Consider the following 23,210-nt stretch of genomic DNA (forward strand, 5'->3'; position numbering starts at 1 on the left):
ATTGACGCTGATCCGGACCCTTCCCAGGATGCCCCCCACCAGTGCGATCGGTGCCACCAGCGGCGCCACAGCCGGTACCGCGGAGCCCCATCCCCTGCTGGCCGGCGCCATCGAAGCGGCCAGCCCGAACCGCAACCTGGTGCCGATCAGCACCACCTGCGCGCCCGATGGAGCCCTGGTGGTGGGCGGCTGTCTCCTGAGTGACCTGGCCCGTACCTACGGCACACCGCTTTACGTGCTCGACGAAGACACGCTTCGTGCCAGCTGCCGCGCCTACCGCGAGGCGCTTGACACCTTCTACCCCGGCCGCTCGCTGGCGCTCTACGCCTCCAAGGCCAACAGCAGCCTGGCGATCACCGCTGTGGTGGCCTCCGAGGGCCTTGGCCTGGATGCCGTGTCGTCCGGTGAACTGCTCACGGCGCTCGGCGGTGGCATGCCACCGGAGCGGATCGTGCTGCACGGCAACAACAAATCGGTGGAGGAGCTGGCGCTGGCGGTGGAGCACGGGGTCACCGTGGTGGCCGACAACTGGCGCGATCTGGAGCTGCTCGCCACGATCGCCACCGCGGAGCGGCCGGCTTCCCTGATGCTGCGGTTCACGCCCGGCATCGAGTGCCACACCCACGAGTACATCCGCACCGGCCACCTCGACAGCAAGTTCGGCTTCGACCCCGATCAGCTCGAGCAGGTGCTGTGCCAGTTGGCGGAATGCCCCTGGGCCCGGCTCACCGGCCTGCATGCTCACATCGGTTCTCAGATCTTCGAGCTGCAGCCCCACCGCGACCTGGCGGCCGTGATGGCCGACGCGTTGGCGCTGGCCCGTTCGCTCGGCCACCCCTGCACCGATCTGAACGTGGGCGGGGGCCTGGGCATCCGCTACGTGGTCAGCGACGATCCCCCGACGATTCAGGCCTGGGTGCAGGGCGTGGCCCAGGCCGTGGCGGCCGCCTGCCTGGAGCGGGATCTGGAGCTGCCGCGGCTGCTGTGCGAGCCGGGCCGTTCCCTGGTGGCCACCGCCGGCCTCACTCTGTACACGATCGGCAGCCGCAAGGAGATCCCCGGCATTCGCACCTACGTGTCGGTGGATGGGGGCATGAGCGACAACCCGCGGCCGATCACTTATCAGTCGGCCTACACCGCCGTGCTGGCCGATCGGCCTGCCGGCGCCGCTGAAGAAACGGTCACGCTGGCCGGCAAGCACTGCGAATCCGGCGACGTGCTGCTCAAGGAGCTGGCCCTGCCCGCCTCCGCCCCCGGCGACGTGCTGGTGGTGCTCGCCACTGGCGCCTACAACGCTTCGATGGCCTCCAACTACAACCGCATCCCCCGCCCTGCTGCCGTTCTGGTGCAGGGGGGTCGGGCCGAACTGGTGCAGCGGCGGGAGCGACCGGACGAGCTGCTGCGCTACGACGTCCTGCCGGAGCGGTTGACGCCGGTACCCTGAGCCCAGATTGGCTGGGGGCTGCGGGTGATCTGGCTGAAGCTCCTCGACGTGCGCCTGATCCTCGACATCGTGCTGGCCTCCTCGCTGGGGGTGCTGCTGCTGGCGAGGGTGCGGGAGCCGCGCACCCTGTGGCTGCTGCGTGGCTGGCTGTTCCTCGTGGCGCTGGTGTGGGTGGTCCAGCGCATCGCCGTGCTGCCTCTCACCACACGCCTGCTGGAAGCAGTGGTGCTGGGGTGCAGTCTGGCGCTGGCGATCCTCTGGCAGGGGGAGCTGCGGCGCCTGATGGAGCTTCTCGGCACCGGCCGGCTCGATGTGCTGCTCGGCAGCCAGGCGGCTGATGCGGCGGTGTCCGGTTCTGTGGCGGTGCTCACCGAAGCGGCGGGCTGCTTGTCGCAGCATCGCCGTGGTGCACTGATGCTTGTGGATCTCGGCAGTGATCTCCGTCCCGAAGACTTCCTCAATCCCGGCATCGCCATCGATGCGGTGCTCTCGGTGGATCTGATCCTCAATCTGTTTGCGGCCGACACCCCGCTCCACGACGGCGCCCTGCTGGTGCGCGGCAACCGCATCCTTTCGGCGGGGGTGATCCTGCCCTTGTCCCGCCAGGGCCTCACCCGCTATGGCACCCGCCACCTGGCGGCCCTTGGCATCACTGAGCGTTTCGACCGCTGCCTCTGCATCGTGGTGTCCGAGGAAACGGGCACCCTGTCACTGGCGCGCCATGGCCGGCTGGAGCGACCGATCACCAGCAGCCGGCTGCGCGAGCTGCTCAGCCTCGCCCTGGCCCAGCCCACCACCAAGCCCACGCCGAAGTCCGGCCATGGCTCGGTGGTGGCGCTGCCCACGGGTCGTAGCGTGTCGAAGGACACGCCAGAGTCACGCGCATGAGTCGCTCCCCGGCGACCACTCCCCTGATCCAGGCGAATCCGCAGCCCTTGAGGGCCGTGCCGTCCGTGCTGGATCCCAGCCGCCTGCCGGCCCACGTAGCGGTGATCATGGACGGCAACGGCCGCTGGGCCCGCCAGCGCAACCTGCCGCGGGTGATGGGGCACCGCGAGGGCGTTGAAGCCCTGAAGCGCACCCTGCGCCTCTGCAGCGACTGGGGCATCGGTGCGCTCACGGCCTATGCCTTCTCCACCGAGAACTGGAACCGCCCCGGCGAGGAGGTGAGCTTCCTGATGACCCTGTTCGAGCGGGTGCTGGCCCGCGAACTGGAGGCCCTCGACCGCGAACAGGTGCGCATCCGCTTCCTTGGCGATCTCGAGCAACTGCCCCACGGTCTGCAGGAGCTAATCGCCTCGGCCACGCGCCGCACGGCTGAGAACACCGGCATTCACTTCAACGTGTGCACCAACTACGGCGGCCGCAGCGAGCTGGTGCAGGCGGCGCGGCGTCTGGCCGATCAGGTGGCCCGCGGCGAGCTTGATCCGGCCAGCATCGACGAGCAGTCCTTCGCCGCCGAACTGCAGACCGCCGATGAGGTGGATCCGGATCTGCTGATCCGCACCAGCGGCGAATACCGGATCAGCAACTTCCTGCTCTGGCAGCTCGCCTACGCCGAAATCCACATCACCGATGTGCTCTGGCCCGACTTCAACGAAGACGCCCTGCTGCGGGCCCTCGGCGATTATCAGAACCGCCAGCGGCGCTTCGGTGGCGTCGCACCGCTCACCGCCTGATCCTTCCCCCTTCCCCTGCCGCCTTGATCGCTTCCCCCACCCTCTCCAGCGGCACCGCCCTTGCGGCCGAAGCCTCCGCAGCCACATCCGCGTCCGAAGCCGCGCCTGACGCCACGCCGGTCCTCGTTCGCCACGACTGGAGCCGGGACGAGATTCAGGCGTTGCTGGAAGCCCCGCTGATGGAGTTGCTCTGGCGCGCCCAGCAGGTGCATCGCAGCGCCAACCCCGGCTACCACGTGCAGCTGGCCTCGCTGCTGAGCGTGAAGACCGGCGGCTGTGAGGAGGACTGCGCCTATTGCCCCCAGTCGATGCACCACAGCGCCGATGTGACCGGCCAGCCGGAGCGCGATGTGGAGCCGGTGCTCGTCCGGGCCCGGGCGGCGAAGGAGGCCGGTGCCGACCGCTTCTGCATGGGCTGGGCCTGGCGGGAGATCCGCGAGGGTGCGCCGTTCGAGGCCATGCTCGCCATGGTGCGCGGGGTGCGGGAGCTGGGCCTGGAGGCCTGTGTCACCGCCGGCATGCTCACCGACACCCAGGCCGCCCGGCTGGCCGAGGCGGGCCTCACCGCCTACAACCACAACCTCGACACCAGCCCGGAGCACTACCACCGGATCATCACCACCCGCACCTACCAGGAGCGGCTGGAAACGCTGGAGCGGGTGCGCCGAGCCGGGATCACCCTCTGCTGCGGCGGCATCATCGGCATGGGGGAAACCAGCAACGACCGGGCCGGCCTGCTGCAGGTGCTCGCCAGCCTTGATCCCCATCCCGAGAGCGTGCCGATCAACGGGCTGGTGGCGGTGGAGGGCACCCCACTGGAAGAGCAGCCGCCGCTGGATCCGCTCGACCTGGTGCGCATGGTGGCCACCGCCCGCATCCTCATGCCCCACAGCCGGGTGCGGCTGAGTGCCGGTCGCACAGCGCTGAGCCGCGAGGCGCAGATTCTTTGCCTGCAGGCCGGCGCCGATTCGATTTTTTATGGTGACACCCTGCTCACCACCGGCAACCCTGATGTGGAGGCCGATCGTGCCCTGCTGGCGGCGGCCGGTGTGCGCGCCCAGTGGAGCGAGCCGTCGGTTGGGGAATCCGAGCAGGCCGCCGGCCGGGTGGTGGCTCCTGGCTGAGTCTGCGCTGCCGTTCCGGGTGGCGGCCTTCTACCGCTTCACCCCCATCCCCCAGCCCGCTGAACTGCGCCAGCAATTGCTGCAGGTGGGCCAGGCGGCGGAGCTGCGGGGCACGGTGCTGGTGGCGGCTGAAGGGGTGAACGGCACCATCTGCGGCAGCGCCGCCGGTGTGGAAACGCTGCTGGAGCTGCTGCGCTGCCAATCCGGCCTGGCCGATCTGGAGGCCAGAACCTCCTGGTGTGGGTCGCAGGCCTTTCATCGCCTCAAGGTGCGGCTGAAGCGCGAAATCGTCACGATGGGCTGCGCTGCGGTGCAGCTGACGCCCCCGCCGGCAGAGGAAACCGCCACGCCGGCCTCCAGGCCCGGCACCCCCGTGCCGCCCCAGGCGTGGCAGGAGCTGATCGCCGATCCCACCACGCTGGTGATCGACACCCGCAACTGCTATGAAGTGGCGCTCGGCAGCTTCACCGGGGCGATCGATCCGGGTCTGGAGAGCTTCCGGGAGTTCCCCCGCTGGGTGGATCAGCAGCTGGCTCCCTTGGTGGAGGCCCGCCGCCCGGAGCGGCTGGCCCTGTTCTGCACGGGCGGCATCCGCTGCGAGAAGGCCACCGCCTACCTGCGACAGCAAGGCTTCGAGGGGGTGCACCACCTGCAGGGGGGCATCCTGCGCTATCTGGAGGAGGTGCCGACCGAGCAGAGCCACTGGCAGGGCGAGTGCTATGTGTTCGACCAGCGGGTGGCGCTGAATCACCGGCTTGAACCGGGTGGCTTCAGCCTCTGCCACGCCTGTGGTCTGCCGCTTTCGCCTGCGGATCGCCAGCTCGACAGCTACGTGCAGGGGGTGAGCTGCCGTCACTGCCGCGATCGCTTCAGCGACGCCGACCGCGCCCGCTTCGCCGAGCGCCAGCGGCAGAGCACGCTGGCCGCCAGCCGCGGGGGCCGGCACATCGGGGCCGGGGCGGGCGGCTCCCCCTGCCCATGAATTGCGGCCTGCCGGTGCTCTACAGCTTCCGCCGCTGCCCCTATGCGATCCGGGCGCGGCTGGCGATCGAGCGGGCCGGCCTGCTGGTGGAGCTGTGTGAAGTGCGGCTGGCGGCCAAGCCGCTGGAGCTGCTTCAGGCCTCACCCAAGGGGACGGTGCCGGTGCTGGTGCTGGCGGATGGCCGGGTGATCGAGCAGAGCCTGGAGATCATGGCCTGGGCGCTGTACCAGCATGATCCCGACGACTGGCTGTTGCGCCGTGGCGGTACCCCCGGCTTCGGTGCGGCTGATGCGCCTGCGGCGGAGGCGCAACGGGAGATGGCCGCGCTGATCCGCTGCAACGACGAGGTGTTCAAGCACCACCTGGATCGCTACAAGTACGCCAGCCGCCACCCTGAAGCCGATCCGCTGGTCCACCACAAGGCGGCCCTGCAGGTGCTCGGCGACTGGAACCTGTGGCTGGAGCAGGCCGCCGGTGCTGATGGGGTCGCCTGGCTGCTCGGGCCCAGGCCATCGCTGGCCGATCTGGCTCTGCTGCCCTTCGTGCGCCAGTTCCGCCTGGCGGATCCTGCGGGGTTCGATGCCCTGCCGGGCCTGGCGGCGCTGCAGGCCTGGCTGGGCCGCTTCCTCGCCAGCGCCCCCCTGGCGGCGGTGATGGCCCCGCAGGAGCCCTGGAGCGACGACGCTCCCGGCCGACCCTTCCCTGCCGGGCGTCTGGTTCATCACCTGGCCCTGGCTGCCGACTGGCAGGACGCCTGCCGTGCGGGCGTCTACCGCCGCTCCACCCGCGGCCTCAGCCTGGAGCAGGTGGGCTTCATCCATGCCTGCTTCGCCCATCAGCTGGCGGCCACCCAGGCCCGCTTCTATGCCGATGGGCCCGATCTGGTGCTGCTCTCGATTGATCCCGCCCGGCTCACGGTGCCGCTGCGGCTGGAGTCCTCAGCCGGCAGCGCGGAGCTGTTCCCCCACATCCACGGCCCGCTGGCCCTCAACGCGGTGGTGGCGGCGGAACCATTGGATGTTCCGCTGGCGGCCTCACCGCGCACGGCAGTGCGGCAAGCGGCATGAGCAGCGCGGCGCCTTCCCTCGAACCACTGCCGTCGCTGGACGACCTGGAGCGCTGGGCGGCGGCCAAGGGCCTGCTGCTGCGCCTGCAGGTGGACCGGCGTCTGGGGGTGTGGACGCTGCGAGTGGGGGTGGCCTGCATCCGGCCGGAGGGCCCGCCTGCTCTGGTCGGTGAGCTCAAGGGCTGGGCGCTGCCCACCGCCGCCGGCCTGCAGCTCGACACCATGCGTGTGGTGCAGGCACCGCCGGCGGTGGGCCCGCTGATCTGGGCGGCCACGTTCGCCTGGGCGCTGGAGGCCACCCCCTGCCGGCGCGCCCGCCTGCTGGCGATCCGCGATGAGGAACGCCAACATCGCCGCCTGGTGCGGTATTTCCGGCGCCTCGGCTTCACCCCCCAGCGGGAGCTGGCCGCCGGCGTGGGCGACCTGCCCCTGCGGCTGGTGTGGGGCGGCTCCGGCCTGTTGATGTCAGGCCGTTGCGAGGAAGGGCTGCGGCGATCCGCCCGCCTGGCTCAGCGGCTGGCGATGTGACGGATGAGGTCTACGCATTTGCAGGAGTAGCCCCATTCGTTGTCGTACCAGGCCACCACTTTCACGAAGGTGTCGGTGAGGGCGATGCCCGCATTGGCATCGAACACCGAGGTGCAGGTTTCGCCTACGAAATCCGCTGACACCACCTCGTCCTCGGTGTACCCGAGCACCCCTTGCATCGGCCCTTCCGCCGCCGTCCGCATGGCCTCTTTGATGGCGTCGTAGGTGGTGGGGGTGGCCAGATTCACGGTGAGATCCACCACGGACACATCGGGGGTGGGCACCCGGAACGCCATGCCGGTGAGCTTGCCGTTCAGGGCTGGAATCACCTTGCCCACCGCCCGGGCCGCTCCGGTGGAGGACGGGATGATGTTCTGCCCGGCACCTCGCCCGCCGCGCCAGTCTTTGACGGAAGGGCCGTCCACGGTTTTCTGGGTGGCCGTGGTGGCATGCACTGTGGTCATCAGGCCGGAGCTGATGCCGAAGCTGTCGTGCAGCACCTTGGCGATCGGTGCCAGGCAGTTCGTGGTGCACGAGGCATTGGAGACGATGTCCTGACCGGCGTAGCTGGTGTGATTGACCCCCATCACGAACATCGGGGTGTCGTCTTTCGAGGGAGCGGAGAGCACTACCTTGCGCGCGCCGGCTTCGATGTGGGCCCTGGCCGTGGCATCGGTGAGAAACAGGCCGGTGGCCTCCAGCACCACCTCGGCCCCCACCGCCCCCCAGGCCAGGGCTTTCGGATCCCGCTCGGCGCTGACCCGTACCGGGTGTCCGTTCACAATCAGGTTGTTGCCGTCGATCTCCACATCCCCCTTGAAGCGACCATGGGTGGAGTCGTAGCGGAGCATGTAGGCGATATAATCGATATCCATCAAATCGTTGATGCCGACAACACTGATGTCTTCGGTTTCAAAGGCACGGCGAAACACAAGCCTGCCAATTCGCCCGAATCCGTTGATGCCGATGGTGATGGTCATGGAAGAAGCCTCTGGCCTGATGCCGCGTGTGACTCCCGCAAGGTTGCTTCCTTGCAGGCGATCTGACGACACTGTGCGGGTGTTGGATGCATCGCCATCCAATCCTTACAGGGCGTTGGGAGGGCTCTGCAACGGCTGACAGGGTTTGTCGTGAATGGTTGGCCAGCGCGTTGCCCTGTGGCAAGCGAGTGTTGCGGACAAGGGCGCACCGATGAATCGCATGTGGTCAGCGAGTTTCTTCCGAATGATTTCCCCTTTGCCGCTGATGCCGCCTGTCCGCTTTTCCTGCAGCGATCACCTGTCCGCCTCCTGTCCGCTGAGCGACTGGTCCGTGAGGCGTGGCGGGTGTACCCAAGAGGCTTGCTGATGGTGTTGGTGGGTGAATCCGGAACAAAGGATGTGAACTGGCACCGCATCTGGCACGGATTGCAGCCGCTCTGCTAACACAAATGGTGGTTGGAGCGGGCTGGTTGCCAGGAATCCACCAGATCTCCTGTGAGACCCCACGGCCAGCGAAGGGCTCACTGCGCCTGGGGAGCAGATGATCAGGCCGCAGATGAAGCAGGTAGGCGCAAGTGGCGAGCTCGAGCGTCTCTCATGAAAATCTTGCCATGCTCACATTCTGCTCCAATGATGTTGAGGCTTCAAGTTGTCTTGGTGGCCCATACATGCAGTGCGAACGTGTTCTTTGATGCACGCTTCTTCACCTGCTCGCGAGAAGATCTGGTTTCACAGTTCTGAATCACTGGAGCGAAGGTCGATGGGGCCGCTGGGTCTTTCTGAGATGAAGGTGGCCGTCATCGGCGGCGGTGTGGCTGGTCTGGCCCTGGCCCGCTCCCTCTGCCGCGGCGGCGCCGGCGGCGGTGAGCGGATCAACGTGTTCGAGCGCTCCACCACCATGGACCGCCAGGGCTTCGGCTTCCTTGTGCTGGAGAACGGCCAGCGCGCCCTGCAGTCGCTCGGCATTGATGTGTTGGCCAGTGGTATCGGCCATGCGCTTGAGCGGGTCTCGATCCTTTCCTCCTGCGGGCGCTCGATTGCCCAGCACCCTGTCACCCACACCATCGCGGTCGACCGCCCCTCGCTGCTGCGGGCACTGGCTGACGGACTGCCCCGCGGGGTGATTCAGTTCAATCACCGCTTTGAAGCCTTCGAGCACGACCGCGATCGCATGCTCTCGGCCTCCTTCGCCTGCGGCGGTCAGGCCACGCTGGTGCGCCACAGCGCTGATGTATTCGTGGGCGCTGATGGGGTCAACTCCCGCTGCCGTGCCCACCTCACCGCCGATCGCCCCTCGGTGCCGCCGCGCCGCGCCCGGGTCAACGAGATCGTCGCCTGTGTCCATCTGCCGGCGGTGGCGGCCACCCTGGGCCACCGCTTCGTCAAGGTGCTCGATCCCAGCGGAGGGTTTGCGGTGGGGCTGGTGCCCCTGGCCAAGGGGCGGGTGATCTGGTTCGTGCAGTTCGACAGCCACCGTTTCGCGCCCCCGGCGCCTGGCGCCATCTCCTCCTTCCTCGACACCCACCTGCGCAGCTTTCCGCAGTTCGTGCGTGAAACGATCGAGGCCACCCATCCCTCCCTGCCCCACCTCTGGCAGCCGCTCGACATCGATCCCCCGCCCCGTCTGGCACGGGGCAACCTGGTGCTGGCGGGCGACGCGGCCCATCCGTTGCTGCCCTTCACCAGCCAGGGCGCGAATACGGCGCTGGAGGATGCGGTCTGCCTCTCCGAGCAGCTGCTGGCCTGCCGGCTGCCTATGGATCTCAACCGGGCCCTGAGCACTTACCACCACCAGCGCCATCCGTCGCTGAAGCGCTACCTGCACGCCGGGCGAACGATGGCGGCTCAGTTCGTGCGTCCCCCGGCCGAGGTGGAGAGTACGTCTTTGCCACTGGCGAAATGAATGGGGCTGAAGGCGTCCGTTTCGACGATGACGCCGTTCCTTTCGAACTGCTGCGTGAGCGGGCCTACAACATGCGCTGGGCGGAGCAGGCCGAAGGGGTGATTCCGCTCACCGCCGCCGATCCCGACTTTCCCGCAGCACCGGTGATCAGGGAGGCCGTGATCCGCTACGCCAGCGGCGGAGTGTTCAGCTATGGCCCGGCCGGGGGGCTGCCCTCCTTCCGCGCCGCCGTGGCCACCTACCTGCGCCAGGAGCGTGGGGCCGATGTGAGCGCGGATGGGGTGATCGCCGTGGACAGCGCCGCCGCGGGCCTGGCCATGGTGGCCCTCCAGTGGCTCCGCCCGGGGGATGAGGCGGTGGTGTGGGATCCGGCGGATTTCCTCTTTGCCCACACCGTGCGCGCCGCGGGGGCCACGCCGCTGTTCTGGAGCCTCGACCGCCATGCCCCACTTGATCTTGAGGCGCTCGACAGGCTGATCAGCCCGCGCACTCGCCTGTTCTGCCTCTGCAACCCCCACAACCCGCTGGGCCGCTGCTTCCGGCGCGATGAGCTCGAGGCACTCGGCCGTTTCTGCCTGGAGCGCGGCATTCGCGTGCTCAGCGATGAGATCTGGAGCGAGGTGGTGTACCCGCCGGCGGTCTTCACCAGCTGGCTGGCGCTTGAGCCGGCCCTGGCGGCCCAGGGTGCCGTGGTGCATGGCTTCTCGAAATCCTTTGCCCTGGCAGGCCTGCGGGTGGGCTATGTGGCCATGGCCGATGCCGAGGCCTGTGCCCGCATGCTGGCGGCCAGTGAGCAGCCCGCCACGGTGGCAGGGGTGGCCACCCTCAGCCAGGTGGCGGCGGAGGCGGCCTATTCCCCGGAGGGGCTGCGGTGGTTGCAGGCCTTCCAGCAGCATCTGCTGGAGCGCCGCAATCAGGCCATCACGCTGCTGCGGGCCATGCCCGGCGTTGAAGTGGAAACGCCCGATGCCACCTACGTGGCGCTCGTACGGGTGCCGGGCGGGGAGAGGGGTGTGGAGCCCCTGACAGAGTGGCTGCTGCAGCGGCATCGGCTGGCCGTGGTGCCCGGCAGCCCCCGCTGGTTCGGGGCAGGGGCAGCGGGCCACATACGCCTCTGCTTCGCCACCTCTGCGGGGGTGCTGGCCGAAGGTCTCGATCGGCTGGCACGGGGCCTGCGGGAATGGCCACGCCTGGGTGCGTCAGTCGTTGAGGATCCTGCGATTAGTCTGTTGCAATGCGCACCGGGTCGGCGGGACGGCAATGGATAAGCTCAGATTCTTATCAATGAAGCTGGAGTGATTCAAGGCTGCCTGCACCGCTTTCCCCTCATTAGCAGCCACCTTCTCAGAGGGTCCGCAACTTCACCGAGCTACTCCTCCAACAACTTCCATGGTGATGCCGTGTCCTCTTCTCGCCTCCAGCTCCGCTCACCCGCTGGCTCGGTTGATGCCGTAGGGGCCTGGCGTTCGAGTCCGAGCTGCTTGTGCCCATGGGCCCCTCCCTATGCAGTGATCCCATGAGGAGCGAGAGCGAGCACACCTCCACGGGTATCCCCTGGTCGTTGAGGGCCCATGCTGCCATCCTTGCTGCTTTTTCCATTGAGGACCCATCCACCACAAATGAAGTGGTTGACCAGCTGGCGCTGGCGCTCAAAGCCGATGTAGCGGCCCTAATCACCAACCAATCCTTCCGTTGCTCGGTGGGTCTGAGCGCGGAAGATCAGGCCCTGCTGTTGCGGGTTGCGGCGGACCGTCCCACGGAAGTGCGCTTGGCTACGGGGCTGCGGCAGGTTCACTGGTGCCTGCTTTCAGGCCTGGATGTGTTGCTGATTGCTCGCTATCAGACCCCCTTCGACCTTCAGGAGCGCTGGCTGCTCGAGGCCATGGCCCAGAGCCTGCAGTTGTGTGCACAGGTCAGCAAGTCGATGCTGGCGGAGCGATCCGCCACCCGTGCAGCCATGGATCAATCGAGCTACGACCTGCTGACGGGGCTCCCGAACCGCAGCCGCGTGCTCAGCCAGCTGGCGCTCAGCCTGGAATCGAACCTGCGCAGCGGTGGCAGTAAGGGATCATTGGCGGTTCTTTTTATCGACATTGACCGATTTAAGTTGATCAACGATGCCCATGGCCACACCACTGGAGATCGTTTTCTGATCACGGTGGCCAAGTGCCTGCGGCAATGTGTGCGTTCCGGTGATCTTGTGGGGCGTCTTTCCGGCGATGAGTTCATCATCGTCAGCTCAAGTTCTTCGCAAGAATCGGTTCAGGCTCTTGGGGCACGTATCATCGATCTGATTGGCCGGCCGATGACGATCGGCAGCAAGTTGCTCAGTCATTCGGCCTCGATTGGTGTGGCGATCGCCAATGGCAGGGACACCCCTGAAGTGCTGATTGAAAATGCCGATATGGCAATGTATAAAGCGAAGGCCAGCGGGCGGGGCTGCCTGGCTTACTTCGACCAGCAGATGAGAAACACCGCCCTCAAGGCAGCCACTTTGGAACAGGATCTCCGACGAGCGCTTGCAGCCGGCGAAATCACCTCCTATTACCAGCCGATCTTTGATGTTCACGACCATAGGATTCTCGGCTTCGAATCCTTGGCCCGTTGGCAGCACCCGATGCACGGCCTGATCTCTCCCAGTGAATTCATTCCAGTGGCAGAAGAAAGTGGGCTGATCGTGCAGATCGATTCAATCGTGCTTCAGCAGGCCTGCAAGCATATGGCTCGTTGGCATGCGGTCTGTCCAGATCAGAAATTAGGCCTTTCGGTGAATCTGTCTGTCCGTAGTCTGCTAGATCCAGGCACGCCAAAACAGATCGCCATGGCGCTGTTCGAATCGAACTTTCCAGCGGACCGCCTCTACATCGAAATCACCGAAACGATGCTGATCGAAGATGTTGATGCAACCCTTCGAGCCTTCCGGCAGATCAAGGCCTTAGGGGCCAACTTGGCCATCGACGACTTTGGCTCAGGATACACCTCCATGCGATATCTCAAGCGTCTGCCGGTTGAGGTTCTCAAGATTGATAAATCCTTCATCGAAGGATTGGGCAGCAACCAAGAGGACGAAGTAATCGTCAAAGCGGTGATCAGCATGGCCAAGGCGCTGGGCCTTCATGCGATCGCGGAGGGGGTGGAGCGGCAGGAGCAGTTGGACGTGCTCCGGAAACTTGGCTGTGATTATGTTCAGGGATATCTAGTCGGACGCCCTCTGAATGCTCCCAATACCCTTGCGCTGATTCAGTCGCGCTCTGAAATGCTTGCAGACTGCATCTGATGTTTGAACCCTTCCCCGCGTTCGATGATCACCAGGAGTTGTCGGCCGTTCCCATGATTGGCTCCGGCTCCTCAAGGCGCCATCAGCTGCAGCTCAAGGCCATCCGTGCGTTGAAGGCCATCTGGGTGGAGGCCGATCAAACCTTTCCACCTCCTTATCGCAATCCAGCTGATCTTCTCCAGCACGGCGTCAGGCATCTGGTGGCCGCCGGCTTCCCGCTGCACCGCATTGCTCTGGCGCTGGTTCCGATCGAAACCGGCCAGGGTGGCATTCAGTATTGGTGGGATGTGGAGAACCCGGAGGTGGTGCGTTCCTTCTTCCGGGGCAGTGAGTTCTTTGCCGGCATGGATCACCGCACCAGCGTGCTGCATGCGGTGTGTGAGAAGAAAGCCCCCGAACGTCTGCTGCTGGAAAACCTCAAGCTCGATGATATCCCCTATGCACTGGCCAGAGATATGCGCCGTGAGCGTTACACCGACTACATCGCCGTGCCCCTTGGCAGTGATGGCAGCCATGAGCTGATTCTCACGATGGCCACCCAGCGGCCCGGAGGGTTTCTGTTGTGGGAGCTGGCGGCGCTCAAACGCCTGGTGGGCACCATGGTCCCCACCGTCCTGGCCTGCGTGGGCCATGAAGGCCGCCAATGGGGATGGCGGGATCCGCTCACGGCACTCTCCAACCGTGGCAGCTTCGAGCAGCAGCTCAGTCAACAGATTGCCTTGTCGCGCGTTACAGGTGATCCGTTCTCCCTGGTGATCCTGGATCTCGATGATTTCGGCGCCTACAACGACACCTTCGGCCATTTCTGTGCCGACGACAGCCTGCAGGCGATCGCCAGGCTGCTCACCCGGCGACTGGGCGCCGACAACCCCTTGCTGGCACGAGTCGGTGCGGATGCTTTTGCCATCCTCTTGCCTTCGGTCACCGGTGCGGAAACCGAGCGCCTTGCCGCTGAGTTGGTGGTGGAGATCCAGGGCCTGAGGATCGCCCATCCCCCCGCTCTCGATCCGTTCATGAGCGCCAGCGTTGGAATCGAAACCCATTGGCCGCTGCTCGAACCAGAAGATGCCCAGGCCAGCGAACTGCTTGCCCGTGCTGAGATCGCCCTCAACCGTGCCCGTCAGACCAAACGCTCCTGCCAGCTGATGCCGCAATGACCCGCCGGCTCAGCCGGCAGCGTGGTAGCTGCTGCGCACCAGCGGCCCGCTGCGCACCTGAGCGAAGCCCAGGGTGGTGGCGATCGCCCCCAGCTGCTCGAATTCCGCCGGAGTCCAGTAGCGCGCCACCGGCAGGTGGGCCAGAGAAGGGCGCAGGTACTGCCCCAGCGTCAGGCGTTGGCAGCCCACGGCCCTGAGGTCGCGCAGGGTGGCCACCACCTCCTCACTGGATTCGCCCAGCCCCAGCATCAACCCTGATTTGGTTGGGATCTGTGGCGCCAGCTCCCGCGCCGCCGCCAGCAGGTTCAAGGAGCGGGCATAGGTGGCGCCCCGCCGCACTTCCCCCTGCAGCCGCTCCACCGTCTCGAGGTTGTGGTTGAAGCACACGGGCCCGGCGGCCAGCACCTGCTGCAGGCGGTGCCGCTGGGCGGCCCGGCCGTTGGCCTCCTGCCGGTGCCCACCCCAGAAATCGGGAGTTAGCACTTCGATCGCGATCAGTGGGTTGTGCCGCCGGATCGCGGCCATGGTGGCGGTGAACAGGGAAGCGCCGTGATCGGCCTGATCGTCGCGGGCCACGGCGGTCAACACCACGTAGCGCAGGCCCATGCGCTCCACCGCCTGCGCCACCCGCTCGGCCTCGGCCGGATCGATCGGCAGAGGGGCCTGGCCTTTCTCCACCTGGCAGAAGGCGCAGCTGCGGGTGCAGATCGGGCCCCCCAGCAGAAAGGTGGCTGTTCCTGCCGCATAACACTCGCCCCGGTTGGGGCAGCGCCCCTCTTCGCAGATCGTGTGCAGCCGCTCCTGCTTCACCACCGCCTGCACCCGCTCCAGCTCGGAGGCGTTGCCCAGCGGGCGCCGCAGCCAGGGTGGAAGCCGCTCGGCCGGAGGGATGACGCTGTAACGGCTGCGGGAACCCATGACCGTCAGGCTATCGAGCGCGTTGCGCCCATCCGCCGCCTGCCGTTCATCCGTCCATCCGCCGCCGGCCTTCCATCGCCCGGGCCAGGGTCACTTCATCGGCGTATTCCAGTTCGCTGCCCACCGGCAGGCCGTAGGCGATCCGGCTCACGCTGGTGAACGGACGCAGCAGGCGGGCCAGATAGAGGCTTGTGGTGTCCCCCTCCACACTCGGTGTGAGCGCCAGGATCACTTCGCTGATGCCTTCCTGATCCACCCGGTTCACCAGCGGTTGCACGTGCAGCAACTCCGGTCCGATGCCATCCATCGGCGAGATCAGGCCACCGAGCACGTGGTAGCTGCCTTTGTATTCGCGGGTGCGCTCGATTGCCAGCAGATCACGGGAATCGGCCACCACGCACAGCAGCCCGGTCTGGCGCTCCGGCTGGAGGCAGATCTCACAGAGGGCTTCGGCGGAGAGGTGGAAGCAGCGCTGGCACTGGCCCACCTGGCTGCGGGCGGCGAGCAGGGCATCGGCGAAGGCGCGGATCTGTTCTTCCGGCTGGCGCAGCAGATGCAGGGCTAAGCGCTGGGCGGTGCGGGGGCCGATGCCCGGCAGGCGCTCGAACTGGTCGATCAGCCGGGCCAGGGGACGGGTGAAGCCGCTCAGAGAACTGACGCGAAGACCCCGAATCTAAAGACGCTGCCAAGAGCTCCCGGCCTGCCGGCCGACAGAATGGCGCCGGTGCTCCCCCATCCCGCCGCCCTTGCCGCCATGCCTCTCCGCTTTCTCCAGCCGGATCTCCGGCCCTGGTTCAGCCGCCTGCTGGCCGTGCTGCTCGGGGCCTTGATCGCTGGTGGTGGGCTGGCGGGCTGCAGCGCCGCGGCCGCCGGGCTGAACGCCTTCCAGAGCCCCGATGGCCGTTATGCCTTCCTCTATCCCACAGGCTGGACGCGCGTGGTGGTGAGCGATGGCCCCCAGGTGGTGTTCCACGACCTGATCAACAGCGATGAAACACTCAGCCTGGTGATCTCCGATGTGAATCCCACCAACGATCTGAGTGATCTCGGCAGCGCCGTGGCGGTGGGTGAAAAGCTGCGGCGCGTGGTGATCGCGCCGGCCGGCAGCGGCCGTGAGGCGGAACTGGTGGAGGCGGTGGAGCGTCAGGACGGTGGCCATACGTTTTACGACCTGGAGTACGCGGTGCACCTGGCAGATCGCGACCGCCACGAACTGGCCACGGTGGTCGCTGACCGGGGTCGGCTCTACACCCTGGCGGTGAGCACCAACGAGGCCCGCTGGGGCAGGGTCAAGGAGCTCTTCCATAACGTGATCACCTCCTTCACCCTGCAGATCTGAGGCGGCCCGGCGCCAGCAGGGTGGAAGCGGAGTTCATGCGGGGGGCTGGACCCATCGACGATGCAGCGGCTCTGGACGATTCTGGGGCCCTGCAAGGTTCCGCAGCCGGCGGCCCGGTGGTGGTCATCGGTGCGGGGCTGGCCGGTGGCCTCCTTGCCCTCGAACTCGCGGGCCTGGGTCTGCCGGTGGCGGTGGTGGACGGGCCGGGGCCTGCCGCCACACCGCTCAGCTACGGCGGCATCCCCTGGTGGGCCGGGCCTCCGGGCCCGCTCGACAGCTGGATGGCCGCCGCTCCGTCCCACTGGCGCCGCTTGGAGGCGCGCCATGGCCCCCTGGGCCTGTGCCCCTGCGATCTGGTGCTGCATTGGCCCGCCGCCGCTGACGCCGCCGCGCGGCAGCGGCAGGAGGGGGTGCTCCAGCAGGTGGAGGGCCTGGCCCGTCGTCACCTCGGAGCCGATCAACTGCAGCACGGCCCACCGCTGACGGGCGCAGCCGGGGCAGCGTCTCCAGTGGCTGCGGCGGCAAGCGGCGCTGGAGGCACCCTGCGGCTCGGCTACGCGAGGGTCGATGTGGGGGTGCTTGCGGTTGCCCTGCCCGGGGCGTTGCGCGCGGCTGGGGTGCGGCGGCTCATCCAGCGGGTGTCGACCATCGAGCCCACGCGCTCTGGCTGGCGCCTGCGCTTGGAAGCGGCCAGCGGTGGTGTGGGCGACACCTTGTGGGCCCGTCAGGTGGTTCTGGCTGCCGGAGCCGGTTGCCGCTCGCTCTGGCCGTCGTTGCCACAGCGTCTGCGGTTCAGCTGGGCCGGCGCATTGCTGGTGGACCGCCTGCCGCTGGCGCTGCCCTCCGGTGATGCCATCGTGATGCCGTTACTGGGCCAGCGGCCGGGCCTGGAAGACCGCTCCGCCCAGCTGCAGGTGCCTGAGCTGATCGTGGATGTGGGCTGGGCGCCGAGCGGTACGGGTTGGCTGCTGGGCCAGAGCTCCCTGGTGGGTCCAGGCACGGACCTGGGCCCACCCCCCGACCCCCGCCACACCGAGCTGTGCCTGCGCCAGGCGGTCTCGGGGCTGCTGCCGGCACTGGCGGAGCTGCCGGGTCGCTTCGTTCAGGTGCCGGTGAGCTTCACGAATCCGGGCCTGCCCCTGGTGGGAGCGGTGGCGGGTGCCCCTGGCCTGTGGGTGTTCGCCGGTTTCGGTGGGCCCTTTGCGTTGGTGCCGGCCCTGGCGCCGCTGCTGGCGGCTGCCATCGCCGGTGATCCGGCTGCCCTGGCCACGTTGCCCGGCGCCGCCCCCGTGGCGGGCGGGGGCTGACAGGAACCCCGTGACCCACCAAGCTGGCGGCCATGCACCTGCTGCGGCCTGACCATTGGAAGGGGATGCCTCCGCGGCGGAAGGTCGCGTGGTGTCTGGGCGGCGTCGTCGGTGCGGTGGTGGTCTGGGCCTGCTTCTGGCGCGTGCCCACCGAGGTGATGGGCAAGGGGGTGCTGCTGCTGCCCGGCAGTGCCGGCCTGATCGACGCCCGTGCCGGCGGCCAGGTGCGGCGCCTGCTTGTGGCCGTGGGCGATCGGGTGCGACGCGGCCAGGTGCTGGTGGAGCTCTATCTCCCAGTGTTGGAGCGGGAGATCGAGCAGCAGCGAGCCAACCTGCGGGAGCTCGAACGTCAGAACGAACAGCTCACCGCCCGCGACGACCAACGCCTCGCCACCGAACGGCAGGCGCTTGCCACCGCCCTCGCCAAGCTGGGCGCTGACCGCAGCCGCTTCGGCGCCCTCAAGAACACCTACGCCGCCAAGCTCAACCAGCTGGAGTGGCTGAGCCGGCGGGAGGTGGTGGCCCCGCTCTCCTCCGAAGTGGTGACGGTGGAGCAGGGCCTCACCGCCACGGCCGTGAACCTCGATCAGGTGGCGATCGAAGAGCGGACTCTGCTCACCGCCTTTCAGCAGGTGAAGCTCGAGCTGGAGACCGCGGCGCTGCAGCGGCGTTTTCGCATCGATGATCTGCGCCGCCAGCTGCGTGTCAGCGAGGCGCAGCTGGCCTTCAACGGCCGCCTGCACGCCGATCGCGATGGGGAGGTGCTGGATCTGCAGGTGATCCCCGGGCAGACCGTGGCCGTGGGACAGCGGCTGGGCACGATCGGGCGTGGGAGCGGCTCCCAGCCACTGATCGCCGTGGCCTACTTCCCTCCCGCCGATGCCCGTCGCCTGCGCCCTGATCTGCCGGTCGAGGTCGTGCCCGACTGGGACCAGCGCAGCCGCTTCGGTGGCATCGTGGGCCGGGTCCGGCAGGTCAATGTGCTGCCCGCCACCGAGGAGGACATCTCCACCACGATCGGCAACCCCCAGCTGGCCCGCTCCCTGGTGGAAGGCGGGCCGGTGATGCGCGCCGAGATCAGCCTGGAGCGTGACCCCGCCAGCCTCGATGGCTTCCGCTGGACCCTCTCGCGGGGCAGCAGTGTGTTCCCGGTGCGGGAAGGTCTCACCGTCACGGGCCATGCCTACGTGGAATGGCGCACCCCGATCTCCTATCTGCTGCCCGGCCTGCGCTCGCTCACCGGCGGCTTCCGCACCTTCGGCTTCGATCGCCTCTGGGATGACCGCGAACTCCGCCAGAGCGACCAACCGCTTCAGAAGACGCCGACGGCCGCTCCGGCTACCAGCCCCAGCCCCACCGCGGGGGCGGTGCCATGACCCCGAATGCGCCCCCGCCGTCCGGCGAATCCAGCCCGCTGCGGCGGGAGCTGCCCTGGCTGGTGGCCGAAGTGGTGCTGCTGGTGGTGCTGCTCAACGCCAATGCGCCGGAGCTCTGGTTCTGGCTGGTGGTGCTGCTGGTGGTGCTGGCGTACCGCATCGAGCGTTTCGTCTCCAGCGGTGAGCGTTGAGCGGCGCAGCCGCAGGCTGCTGATCCAGAGCCTCGCGTTGCCCGGGCTCGTCACGGCCCCAGTTGCCGACGGCCGGCCTCCGGAACCGTGAGCCGCACCGGCACGGCGGCCTCGGGGTCGGTGGGCATCGGCAGCAGTTCCCGCAGCAGTCGGGCGTAGGTGATGTTCACGGCCACCGTGGCCTCCAGTCGCTGCACCAGGCTGGTGATCAGCCGGTCCTGGGTGAGCGACAGGGTGACTTCGTTGGCCAGACCGCTCTGATAGCGGAGCCGAGCATCCCGGTAGGCCTCCAGGCTGGCGCGCACCCCCCGCTGGCTGGAGGCCAGTTTTCCCAGGCTGGCCCCATGTTCGAAGAAGGCCTGCTCCAGCCGCAGGCGGATGTCGTTGCGTGAGGCGGCGTAGCGCTGCGCCTCGGCCTGCTCCTGCTGCGTCAGGCTGCGCAGCGCCGCCGCCGTGCTGCCGCCGTCGAACAGCAGCCAGCGGAAGGCCAGCCCCACCGACCAGTCCGTGCCTACGCTGTTCTGGGTGGGAATCACCGTCGTGCCACAGCAGTCGCCGCTGATGTTCCACTGCTGGGTCTGGCTGCTGCCGGCGCCTGCGGCGGCGAACAGGCTCAGGCGGGGCAGCAGCTGGGCGGCCAGGGCCTGCCGGTCCTGAGCCAGGGCGTCGCGGCTGGCCAGCACCAGCGCCAGCTCGGGGTTGTCGCGATAGGCGGCCAGCAGGCTCTCCTCCAGCCCGAACGGCCAGCGGGACTGGATCCGGATCGGGTCCGCCGCGCGGGGGGTGAGGTTGGCTGGCAGATTGAGCAGCACGGCCAGCCGCCGCCGAGCCACCGCCTGGTCGGCGCGGGCCTGGATCAGCTGTTCCTCGCTTTCGGCTTCGAAGGCCTGGCGGCGCAGCAGGTCGAGCCGGGGCACGAGCCCGGCCTGCTTGAGCGCCAGCACCTCTTGCAGGATCACGCCATCGTTGCGCAGGTCGGCTTCGCGGATGCGCACCAGCTGGTCGGCCCGCTGCAGGCCGTAGTAGGCCTCACTCACCTCCAGCTGCCGGTGCCGCAGGCTGTTGGCGTAGGCGGCCCGCGCCTGCCGCAGCCGCGCCCGGGCCGCCTGGATCGAGGGGCTGCGGGCGAAATCCAGCACAGCCAGATCCAGCTCCAGGCCACCGCTCAGCTGGCGCACCCCCTGGTTCAAGGTGGCGGTGGCACCGCTGGGCACGAAGAAGGGGCCATTGGTGGTCGAGCCGTCGGCGGCCCGCAGCCCGGATGCGGCGAAGTTGGGCCCGAGGGCGAGGCTGCCGTTGCCGGCGGGCACCCCGAACCGCGTCGCCGTCTGGTCGTAGGCCAGCCCGCCCACGGCGGCGATGCGGGGCCAGTAGGTGCCCAGGCGGCTTTGCAGCTGGGCCAGGGCCGCGGCCACCTCCAGGCGCCGGGCCTGCAGCTGCGGACTTTCGGCCAGCGCGATCACCACCGCCTCCTCCAGGCTTAGCGCCTGCACCTGCTGATCGCTGAGCTGCGCCGCCGTCGGCAGGGCTAGCGGGGGCGGGGCCGGTGGCGTCTCACCGGGGGTGGCATCGCCGGCTCCCCCGTCCTCCGGCCCGGGCAACAGCTGGTCCAGCAGGCGCAATTCGGCGTCTAGGCGGCTCCAGGCGCGCTCCAGCGCAGCGGCGTGGTGAGGGTCGGCCCCGGCTGCCAGTGCCACACCGCGCCCCTGCTCCAGCGCGATCCCCAGCAACGTCACGCTCAGGGCGAGCCTGGTGGCGATCGCAGGCCCGGAAGGGAGTCTGGTCATGCCTGCAGCGCCTGCCAGCGCCGGTCCATCGTTTCGAGGCCCTCGGCTGCCTGCTCCAGCAGCATCAGGCGCCGGGCCACCTGGCGCTGGCGCACGTTCGGCACCTGCTCGAAGGCGGGGCTGTGCAGCAGCTCGCGGCAGGTGCGCAGGGCTGCCAGGGCCAGTGCCTGGCTCTGCAAGCCTGCTTGCCTGCCGCTGGCCGTCAGCGACGGCAGCGGTTCGTCCTGCGCGAAGCGGCAGGTCTGCCATCCCTCCAGCCGCTGGGCCATGGCCTCCAGCAGCCTTACTTCCGCCATTCTCAGCTCCACCAGCGCCGACGGTGACAACAGTGGAGGTGGCAGGCTGCGCAGCCCGTCGAGGGTTCCAAGCAACAGCGAAAAGGTGGCATCGCTCAGTTGCCACAGGTGATGCAGCGGCTGCCGGGCCGGGTTGAGCCCCAGCTCCGTGATCGCCGCCGGCCGCCCCTGCCGCAGGGCCACCAGCTGGGTCAGGTCCTGCCGGTGGCGCCGGCGCCGCTCGCCGGGGGAAGCGGCGGGGGCCAGCGGGCTGCCGAGTCGCTGGCCTTCCTCGCGCAAGGCGGCTGCGATCGTGCCCATCAGGCGCCGGCAGCCGTCGTTCTGCTGCTGGATCGCACGGCTGGGCCAGATCCAGCGCACGGCCAGCAACCCCACCACGATTCCCAGGCAGGTCCAGCCCAGGCGCAGCGGAATCCAGCTGGAGAGGTTGGAACTGTGCACCAGCCAGCCCATCACCACGATGAAGCCAGCCACCTTGTAGCCGCTCTGCAGACCCAGCGCACCGCCTAGCAGGCGGGTGAGCGTCAGGGCGATGCCGAGGGCCAGGGGCAAGGGCAGGCGCAGGCCGCTCTGGCACACCAACAGGATGGCCACCCCCATCAGGCTGCCCAGCAGCCGCTGGCGACCCAGTGCATAGGAGCCGCCGTAGCTGCCGGCCATCACGGCGGTGATCGCCATCGGCATGTAGTAGCCATCCGGCAACGGACTCAGCACCGCAAAGCCCGTACTCAGCCCGGTCACCAGGGCCAGGCGCCATTCCTGCCGTGGCGGAAGCTTCATCGCGCCGGCTCCAGGCGGGAGCTGGCGGTGCGGGGCAGGGTGCTCCGCTCGCAGAAGTGCAGCGACAGCAGCGCCCGCCGCAGCCGGTTGTGTTCCTCCTCCAGCGAGAGCAGCAGCAGCGAGGGCAGGGTCTGCTCCCCCGGAGCCGGCTGCAGCTGCAGCGGCCCGTCGCCGGCCGCCGGCGCCTGCAGCTGCTGCAGCGCCCGTTGCAGCTGCGACGCCAACGCGGCGCCAGCGGGCTCACCGGCCAGGTCGGCGGGGAGCTGGCCGAGCAGCCGCTCGAACTGCACCCAGTGGTGGTGGATCGTCTGCCAGATCAGCAGCCGCTGGCGCCAGCGTGCCTGCCGCAGCAGGTGCCGTGCATGGCCCGCCTGCTCCTGCTGCACCAGCTGTTCGAGAGCGAGCAGGCGGGCGGTGAACTCGGCACGGGACAGTGGTGCAGGGCGTGTCTGCCTGCCCAGAGCCCACGCCATGAGGGCAGCGAGCTGCGTCAGCAGGCTGGTGTGGACCTGCCGCTCGAGGGCCCCGATGCGCTGCAGCCTGTTCTTCGGCCAGAACAGCAGGGCCGTCAGCAGCGCCACCACGATTCCCACGGACGTGTCCACCGTGCGGTTGAACACGTAGTCCCAGTTGAGCGCGGTGTAGTGGGGGATCAGCAGGAACATCAGGCTGATCGTCACGGCGGTGGACATCCCTCCTTGCCAGCCCAGCAGCCGCAGCAGGGGCACGGTCAGCAGCAGGGACACCAGCACCGCGGGCCAGCCGCCCATGATCGTGTGCACGAGAAAGGCCACCAAGCCGCCGCTGGCGGTGCCGAGCACCCGGGCGAGGGCTGCTTTGACGGTCAGCTCGTCGTTGTCATCGATGACGAAGATCACGGCCAGCAGCGGGTACCACACGAACGCGATCCGATCGCTCCAGAGCGCGATCGCGGCGGTGATCAGGCTGGCGAGGCCAAGGCGCAGGCTCTGCTGAAGCAGGGGGGAGAGTGGAGCCATCGCAGCGCTGCGGCGCATTGCCGGCACGGTACCGGCTCCGTCCATGGCGGCTGAGGGCTGATGACAGGAGGCTGAGGA

21 protein-coding genes are annotated in these 23,210 nt (G+C 68.2%); 15 read left to right on the top strand and 6 right to left on the bottom strand.

Translation table 11 applies throughout. From position 1 onward, the window contains the following. Positions 1-28: 28 nt before the first annotated feature. Genes lysA through KQ303_RS11895 form a run of 7 tightly spaced genes read left to right on the top strand, consistent with a single transcriptional unit; the run spans position 29 to position 6,823 of the window. Positions 29-1,444 carry a diaminopimelate decarboxylase gene (gene lysA / locus KQ303_RS11865; RefSeq protein ID WP_259730449.1) on the top strand — a complete coding sequence of 472 codons (1,416 nt, stop codon included), beginning with the start codon at positions 29-31 and terminating at the stop codon, positions 1,442-1,444. 24 nt (positions 1,445-1,468) lie between these two features. After that, complete coding sequence (gene cdaA / locus KQ303_RS11870) at positions 1,469-2,332, top strand: diadenylate cyclase CdaA (RefSeq protein WP_094511038.1); 864 nt, start codon at positions 1,469-1,471, stop codon at positions 2,330-2,332. Next, a complete protein-coding gene (locus KQ303_RS11875; protein WP_094511037.1) occupies positions 2,329-3,123 on the top strand; it encodes an isoprenyl transferase in 795 nt (264 codons plus the stop codon). Before cdaA ends, KQ303_RS11875 begins: the two co-directional genes overlap by 4 nt. Positions 3,124-3,146: 23 nt before the next feature. Next, entirely contained in the window at positions 3,147-4,247 is a 1,101-nt protein-coding gene (gene bioB / locus KQ303_RS11880; protein ID WP_259730450.1) for a biotin synthase BioB, read from the top strand. A 19-nt stretch (positions 4,248-4,266) separates the two neighbouring features. Then, entirely contained in the window at positions 4,267-5,229 is a 963-nt protein-coding gene (locus tag KQ303_RS11885; protein WP_259730451.1) for a rhodanese-related sulfurtransferase, read from the top strand. Continuing rightward, positions 5,226-6,296, top strand: a complete 1,071-nt coding sequence (locus tag KQ303_RS11890) for a DUF952 domain-containing protein (RefSeq protein ID WP_259730452.1) — start codon at positions 5,226-5,228, stop codon at positions 6,294-6,296. The genes KQ303_RS11885 and KQ303_RS11890 overlap by 4 nt, the downstream gene beginning before the upstream one ends. Then, positions 6,293-6,823: a hypothetical protein gene (locus KQ303_RS11895; protein ID WP_094511034.1), complete on the top strand. Its 531-nt coding sequence runs from the start codon at positions 6,293-6,295 to the stop codon at positions 6,821-6,823. The genes KQ303_RS11890 and KQ303_RS11895 overlap by 4 nt, the downstream gene beginning before the upstream one ends. Here the strand turns inward: KQ303_RS11895 and gap are convergent. After that, complete coding sequence (gene gap / locus KQ303_RS11900; protein ID WP_259730453.1) at positions 6,805-7,803, bottom strand: type I glyceraldehyde-3-phosphate dehydrogenase; 999 nt, start codon at positions 7,801-7,803, stop codon at positions 6,805-6,807. The genes KQ303_RS11895 and gap overlap by 19 nt on opposite strands. Before the next feature lie 784 nt (positions 7,804-8,587). Here gap and KQ303_RS11905 point away from each other — a divergent pair. The 4 genes from KQ303_RS11905 to KQ303_RS11920 all read left to right on the top strand — a co-directional run bounded on the left by KQ303_RS11905 (position 8,588) and on the right by KQ303_RS11920 (position 14,140). Then, positions 8,588-9,706, top strand: coding sequence for an NAD(P)/FAD-dependent oxidoreductase (locus KQ303_RS11905; protein WP_158217438.1), 1,119 nt, complete (start codon positions 8,588-8,590; stop codon positions 9,704-9,706). Next, positions 9,703-10,974 carry a pyridoxal phosphate-dependent aminotransferase gene (locus tag KQ303_RS11910; protein WP_259730454.1) on the top strand — a complete coding sequence of 424 codons (1,272 nt, stop codon included), beginning with the start codon at positions 9,703-9,705 and terminating at the stop codon, positions 10,972-10,974. The genes KQ303_RS11905 and KQ303_RS11910 overlap by 4 nt, the downstream gene beginning before the upstream one ends. A gap of 248 nt (positions 10,975-11,222) precedes the next feature. Continuing rightward, positions 11,223-12,983: a bifunctional diguanylate cyclase/phosphodiesterase gene (locus KQ303_RS11915; RefSeq protein WP_259730455.1), complete on the top strand. Its 1,761-nt coding sequence runs from the start codon at positions 11,223-11,225 to the stop codon at positions 12,981-12,983. Positions 12,984-13,021: 38 nt separating this feature from the next. Continuing rightward, the gene (locus KQ303_RS11920) at positions 13,022-14,140 is read left to right on the top strand and encodes a diguanylate cyclase (RefSeq protein WP_259730456.1); all 1,119 of its coding nucleotides are present in this window, start codon (positions 13,022-13,024) and stop codon (positions 14,138-14,140) included. 9 nt (positions 14,141-14,149) lie between these two features. Here KQ303_RS11920 and lipA read toward each other — a convergent pair whose 3' ends face one another. Beyond that, on the bottom strand, positions 14,150-15,058 hold the full coding sequence (gene lipA / locus KQ303_RS11925) for a lipoyl synthase (RefSeq protein ID WP_094511028.1): 909 nt from the start codon (positions 15,056-15,058) through the stop codon (positions 14,150-14,152). Positions 15,059-15,104: 46 nt separating this feature from the next. Further along, positions 15,105-15,686, bottom strand: coding sequence for a recombination mediator RecR (gene recR / locus KQ303_RS11930; RefSeq protein WP_094511027.1), 582 nt, complete (start codon positions 15,684-15,686; stop codon positions 15,105-15,107). 126 nt (positions 15,687-15,812) lie between these two features. Between recR and psbP the strand changes: the two genes are divergently transcribed. The 4 genes from psbP (at position 15,813) to KQ303_RS11950 (ending at position 19,271) form a co-directional block, all read left to right on the top strand. Beyond that, a complete protein-coding gene (gene psbP, locus KQ303_RS11935) occupies positions 15,813-16,397 on the top strand; it encodes a photosystem II reaction center PsbP (RefSeq protein WP_259730512.1) in 585 nt (194 codons plus the stop codon). A gap of 116 nt (positions 16,398-16,513) precedes the next feature. Further along, positions 16,514-17,704 carry an FAD-dependent oxidoreductase gene (locus tag KQ303_RS11940; RefSeq protein WP_259730457.1) on the top strand — a complete coding sequence of 397 codons (1,191 nt, stop codon included), beginning with the start codon at positions 16,514-16,516 and terminating at the stop codon, positions 17,702-17,704. 65 nt (positions 17,705-17,769) lie between these two features. Next, entirely contained in the window at positions 17,770-19,080 is a 1,311-nt protein-coding gene (locus KQ303_RS11945) for an NHLP bacteriocin system secretion protein (RefSeq protein ID WP_259730458.1), read from the top strand. Then, the gene (locus tag KQ303_RS11950; protein ID WP_259730459.1) at positions 19,077-19,271 is read left to right on the top strand and encodes a hypothetical protein; all 195 of its coding nucleotides are present in this window, start codon (positions 19,077-19,079) and stop codon (positions 19,269-19,271) included. The genes KQ303_RS11945 and KQ303_RS11950 overlap by 4 nt, the downstream gene beginning before the upstream one ends. A 50-nt stretch (positions 19,272-19,321) precedes the next feature. Here the strand turns inward: KQ303_RS11950 and KQ303_RS11955 are convergent, their stop codons facing one another. The 3 genes from KQ303_RS11955 to KQ303_RS11965 are packed head-to-tail and all read right to left on the bottom strand — an operon-like array spanning position 19,322 to position 23,177. Further along, positions 19,322-21,058 carry a TolC family protein gene (locus KQ303_RS11955; RefSeq protein WP_259730460.1) on the bottom strand — a complete coding sequence of 579 codons (1,737 nt, stop codon included), beginning with the start codon at positions 21,056-21,058 and terminating at the stop codon, positions 19,322-19,324. Then, positions 21,055-22,134 carry an FUSC family protein gene (locus KQ303_RS11960; RefSeq protein ID WP_259730461.1) on the bottom strand — a complete coding sequence of 360 codons (1,080 nt, stop codon included), beginning with the start codon at positions 22,132-22,134 and terminating at the stop codon, positions 21,055-21,057. The genes KQ303_RS11955 and KQ303_RS11960 overlap by 4 nt, the downstream gene beginning before the upstream one ends. After that, on the bottom strand, positions 22,131-23,177 hold the full coding sequence (locus KQ303_RS11965; RefSeq protein ID WP_259730462.1) for an FUSC family protein: 1,047 nt from the start codon (positions 23,175-23,177) through the stop codon (positions 22,131-22,133). The genes KQ303_RS11960 and KQ303_RS11965 overlap by 4 nt, the downstream gene beginning before the upstream one ends. Positions 23,178-23,210 lie beyond the last annotated feature (33 nt).

This window comes from Synechococcus sp. CS-1333 (assembly GCF_025128015.1).
GTDB lineage: Bacteria > Cyanobacteriota > Cyanobacteriia > PCC-6307 > Cyanobiaceae > MW101C3.

Bases quoted from the DNA above. Each gene is read 5' to 3' on its own strand.
- gap (WP_259730453.1), bottom strand. From the start codon at position 7,803: ATGACCATCACCATCGGCATCAACGGATTCGGGCGAATTGGCAGGCTT.
- KQ303_RS11895 (WP_094511034.1), top strand. From the start codon at position 6,293: ATGAGCAGCGCGGCGCCTTCCCTCGAACCACTGCCGTCGCTGGACGAC.
- KQ303_RS11905 (WP_158217438.1), top strand. From the start codon at position 8,588: ATGAAGGTGGCCGTCATCGGCGGCGGTGTGGCTGGTCTGGCCCTGGCC.
- KQ303_RS11960 (WP_259730461.1), bottom strand. From the start codon at position 22,134: ATGAAGCTTCCGCCACGGCAGGAATGGCGCCTGGCCCTGGTGACCGGG.
- KQ303_RS11915 (WP_259730455.1), top strand. From the start codon at position 11,223: ATGAGGAGCGAGAGCGAGCACACCTCCACGGGTATCCCCTGGTCGTTG.
- KQ303_RS11955 (WP_259730460.1), bottom strand. From the start codon at position 21,058: ATGACCAGACTCCCTTCCGGGCCTGCGATCGCCACCAGGCTCGCCCTG.
- KQ303_RS11890 (WP_259730452.1), top strand. From the start codon at position 5,226: ATGAATTGCGGCCTGCCGGTGCTCTACAGCTTCCGCCGCTGCCCCTAT.
- psbP (WP_259730512.1), top strand. From the start codon at position 15,813: ATGCCTCTCCGCTTTCTCCAGCCGGATCTCCGGCCCTGGTTCAGCCGC.
- KQ303_RS11965 (WP_259730462.1), bottom strand. From the start codon at position 23,177: ATGGACGGAGCCGGTACCGTGCCGGCAATGCGCCGCAGCGCTGCGATG.
- KQ303_RS11945 (WP_259730458.1), top strand. From the start codon at position 17,770: ATGCCTCCGCGGCGGAAGGTCGCGTGGTGTCTGGGCGGCGTCGTCGGT.
- KQ303_RS11950 (WP_259730459.1), top strand. From the start codon at position 19,077: ATGACCCCGAATGCGCCCCCGCCGTCCGGCGAATCCAGCCCGCTGCGG.
- KQ303_RS11910 (WP_259730454.1), top strand. From the start codon at position 9,703: ATGAATGGGGCTGAAGGCGTCCGTTTCGACGATGACGCCGTTCCTTTC.
- KQ303_RS11875 (WP_094511037.1), top strand. From the start codon at position 2,329: ATGAGTCGCTCCCCGGCGACCACTCCCCTGATCCAGGCGAATCCGCAG.
- lysA (WP_259730449.1), top strand. From the start codon at position 29: ATGCCCCCCACCAGTGCGATCGGTGCCACCAGCGGCGCCACAGCCGGT.
- lipA (WP_094511028.1), bottom strand. From the start codon at position 15,058: ATGGGTTCCCGCAGCCGTTACAGCGTCATCCCTCCGGCCGAGCGGCTT.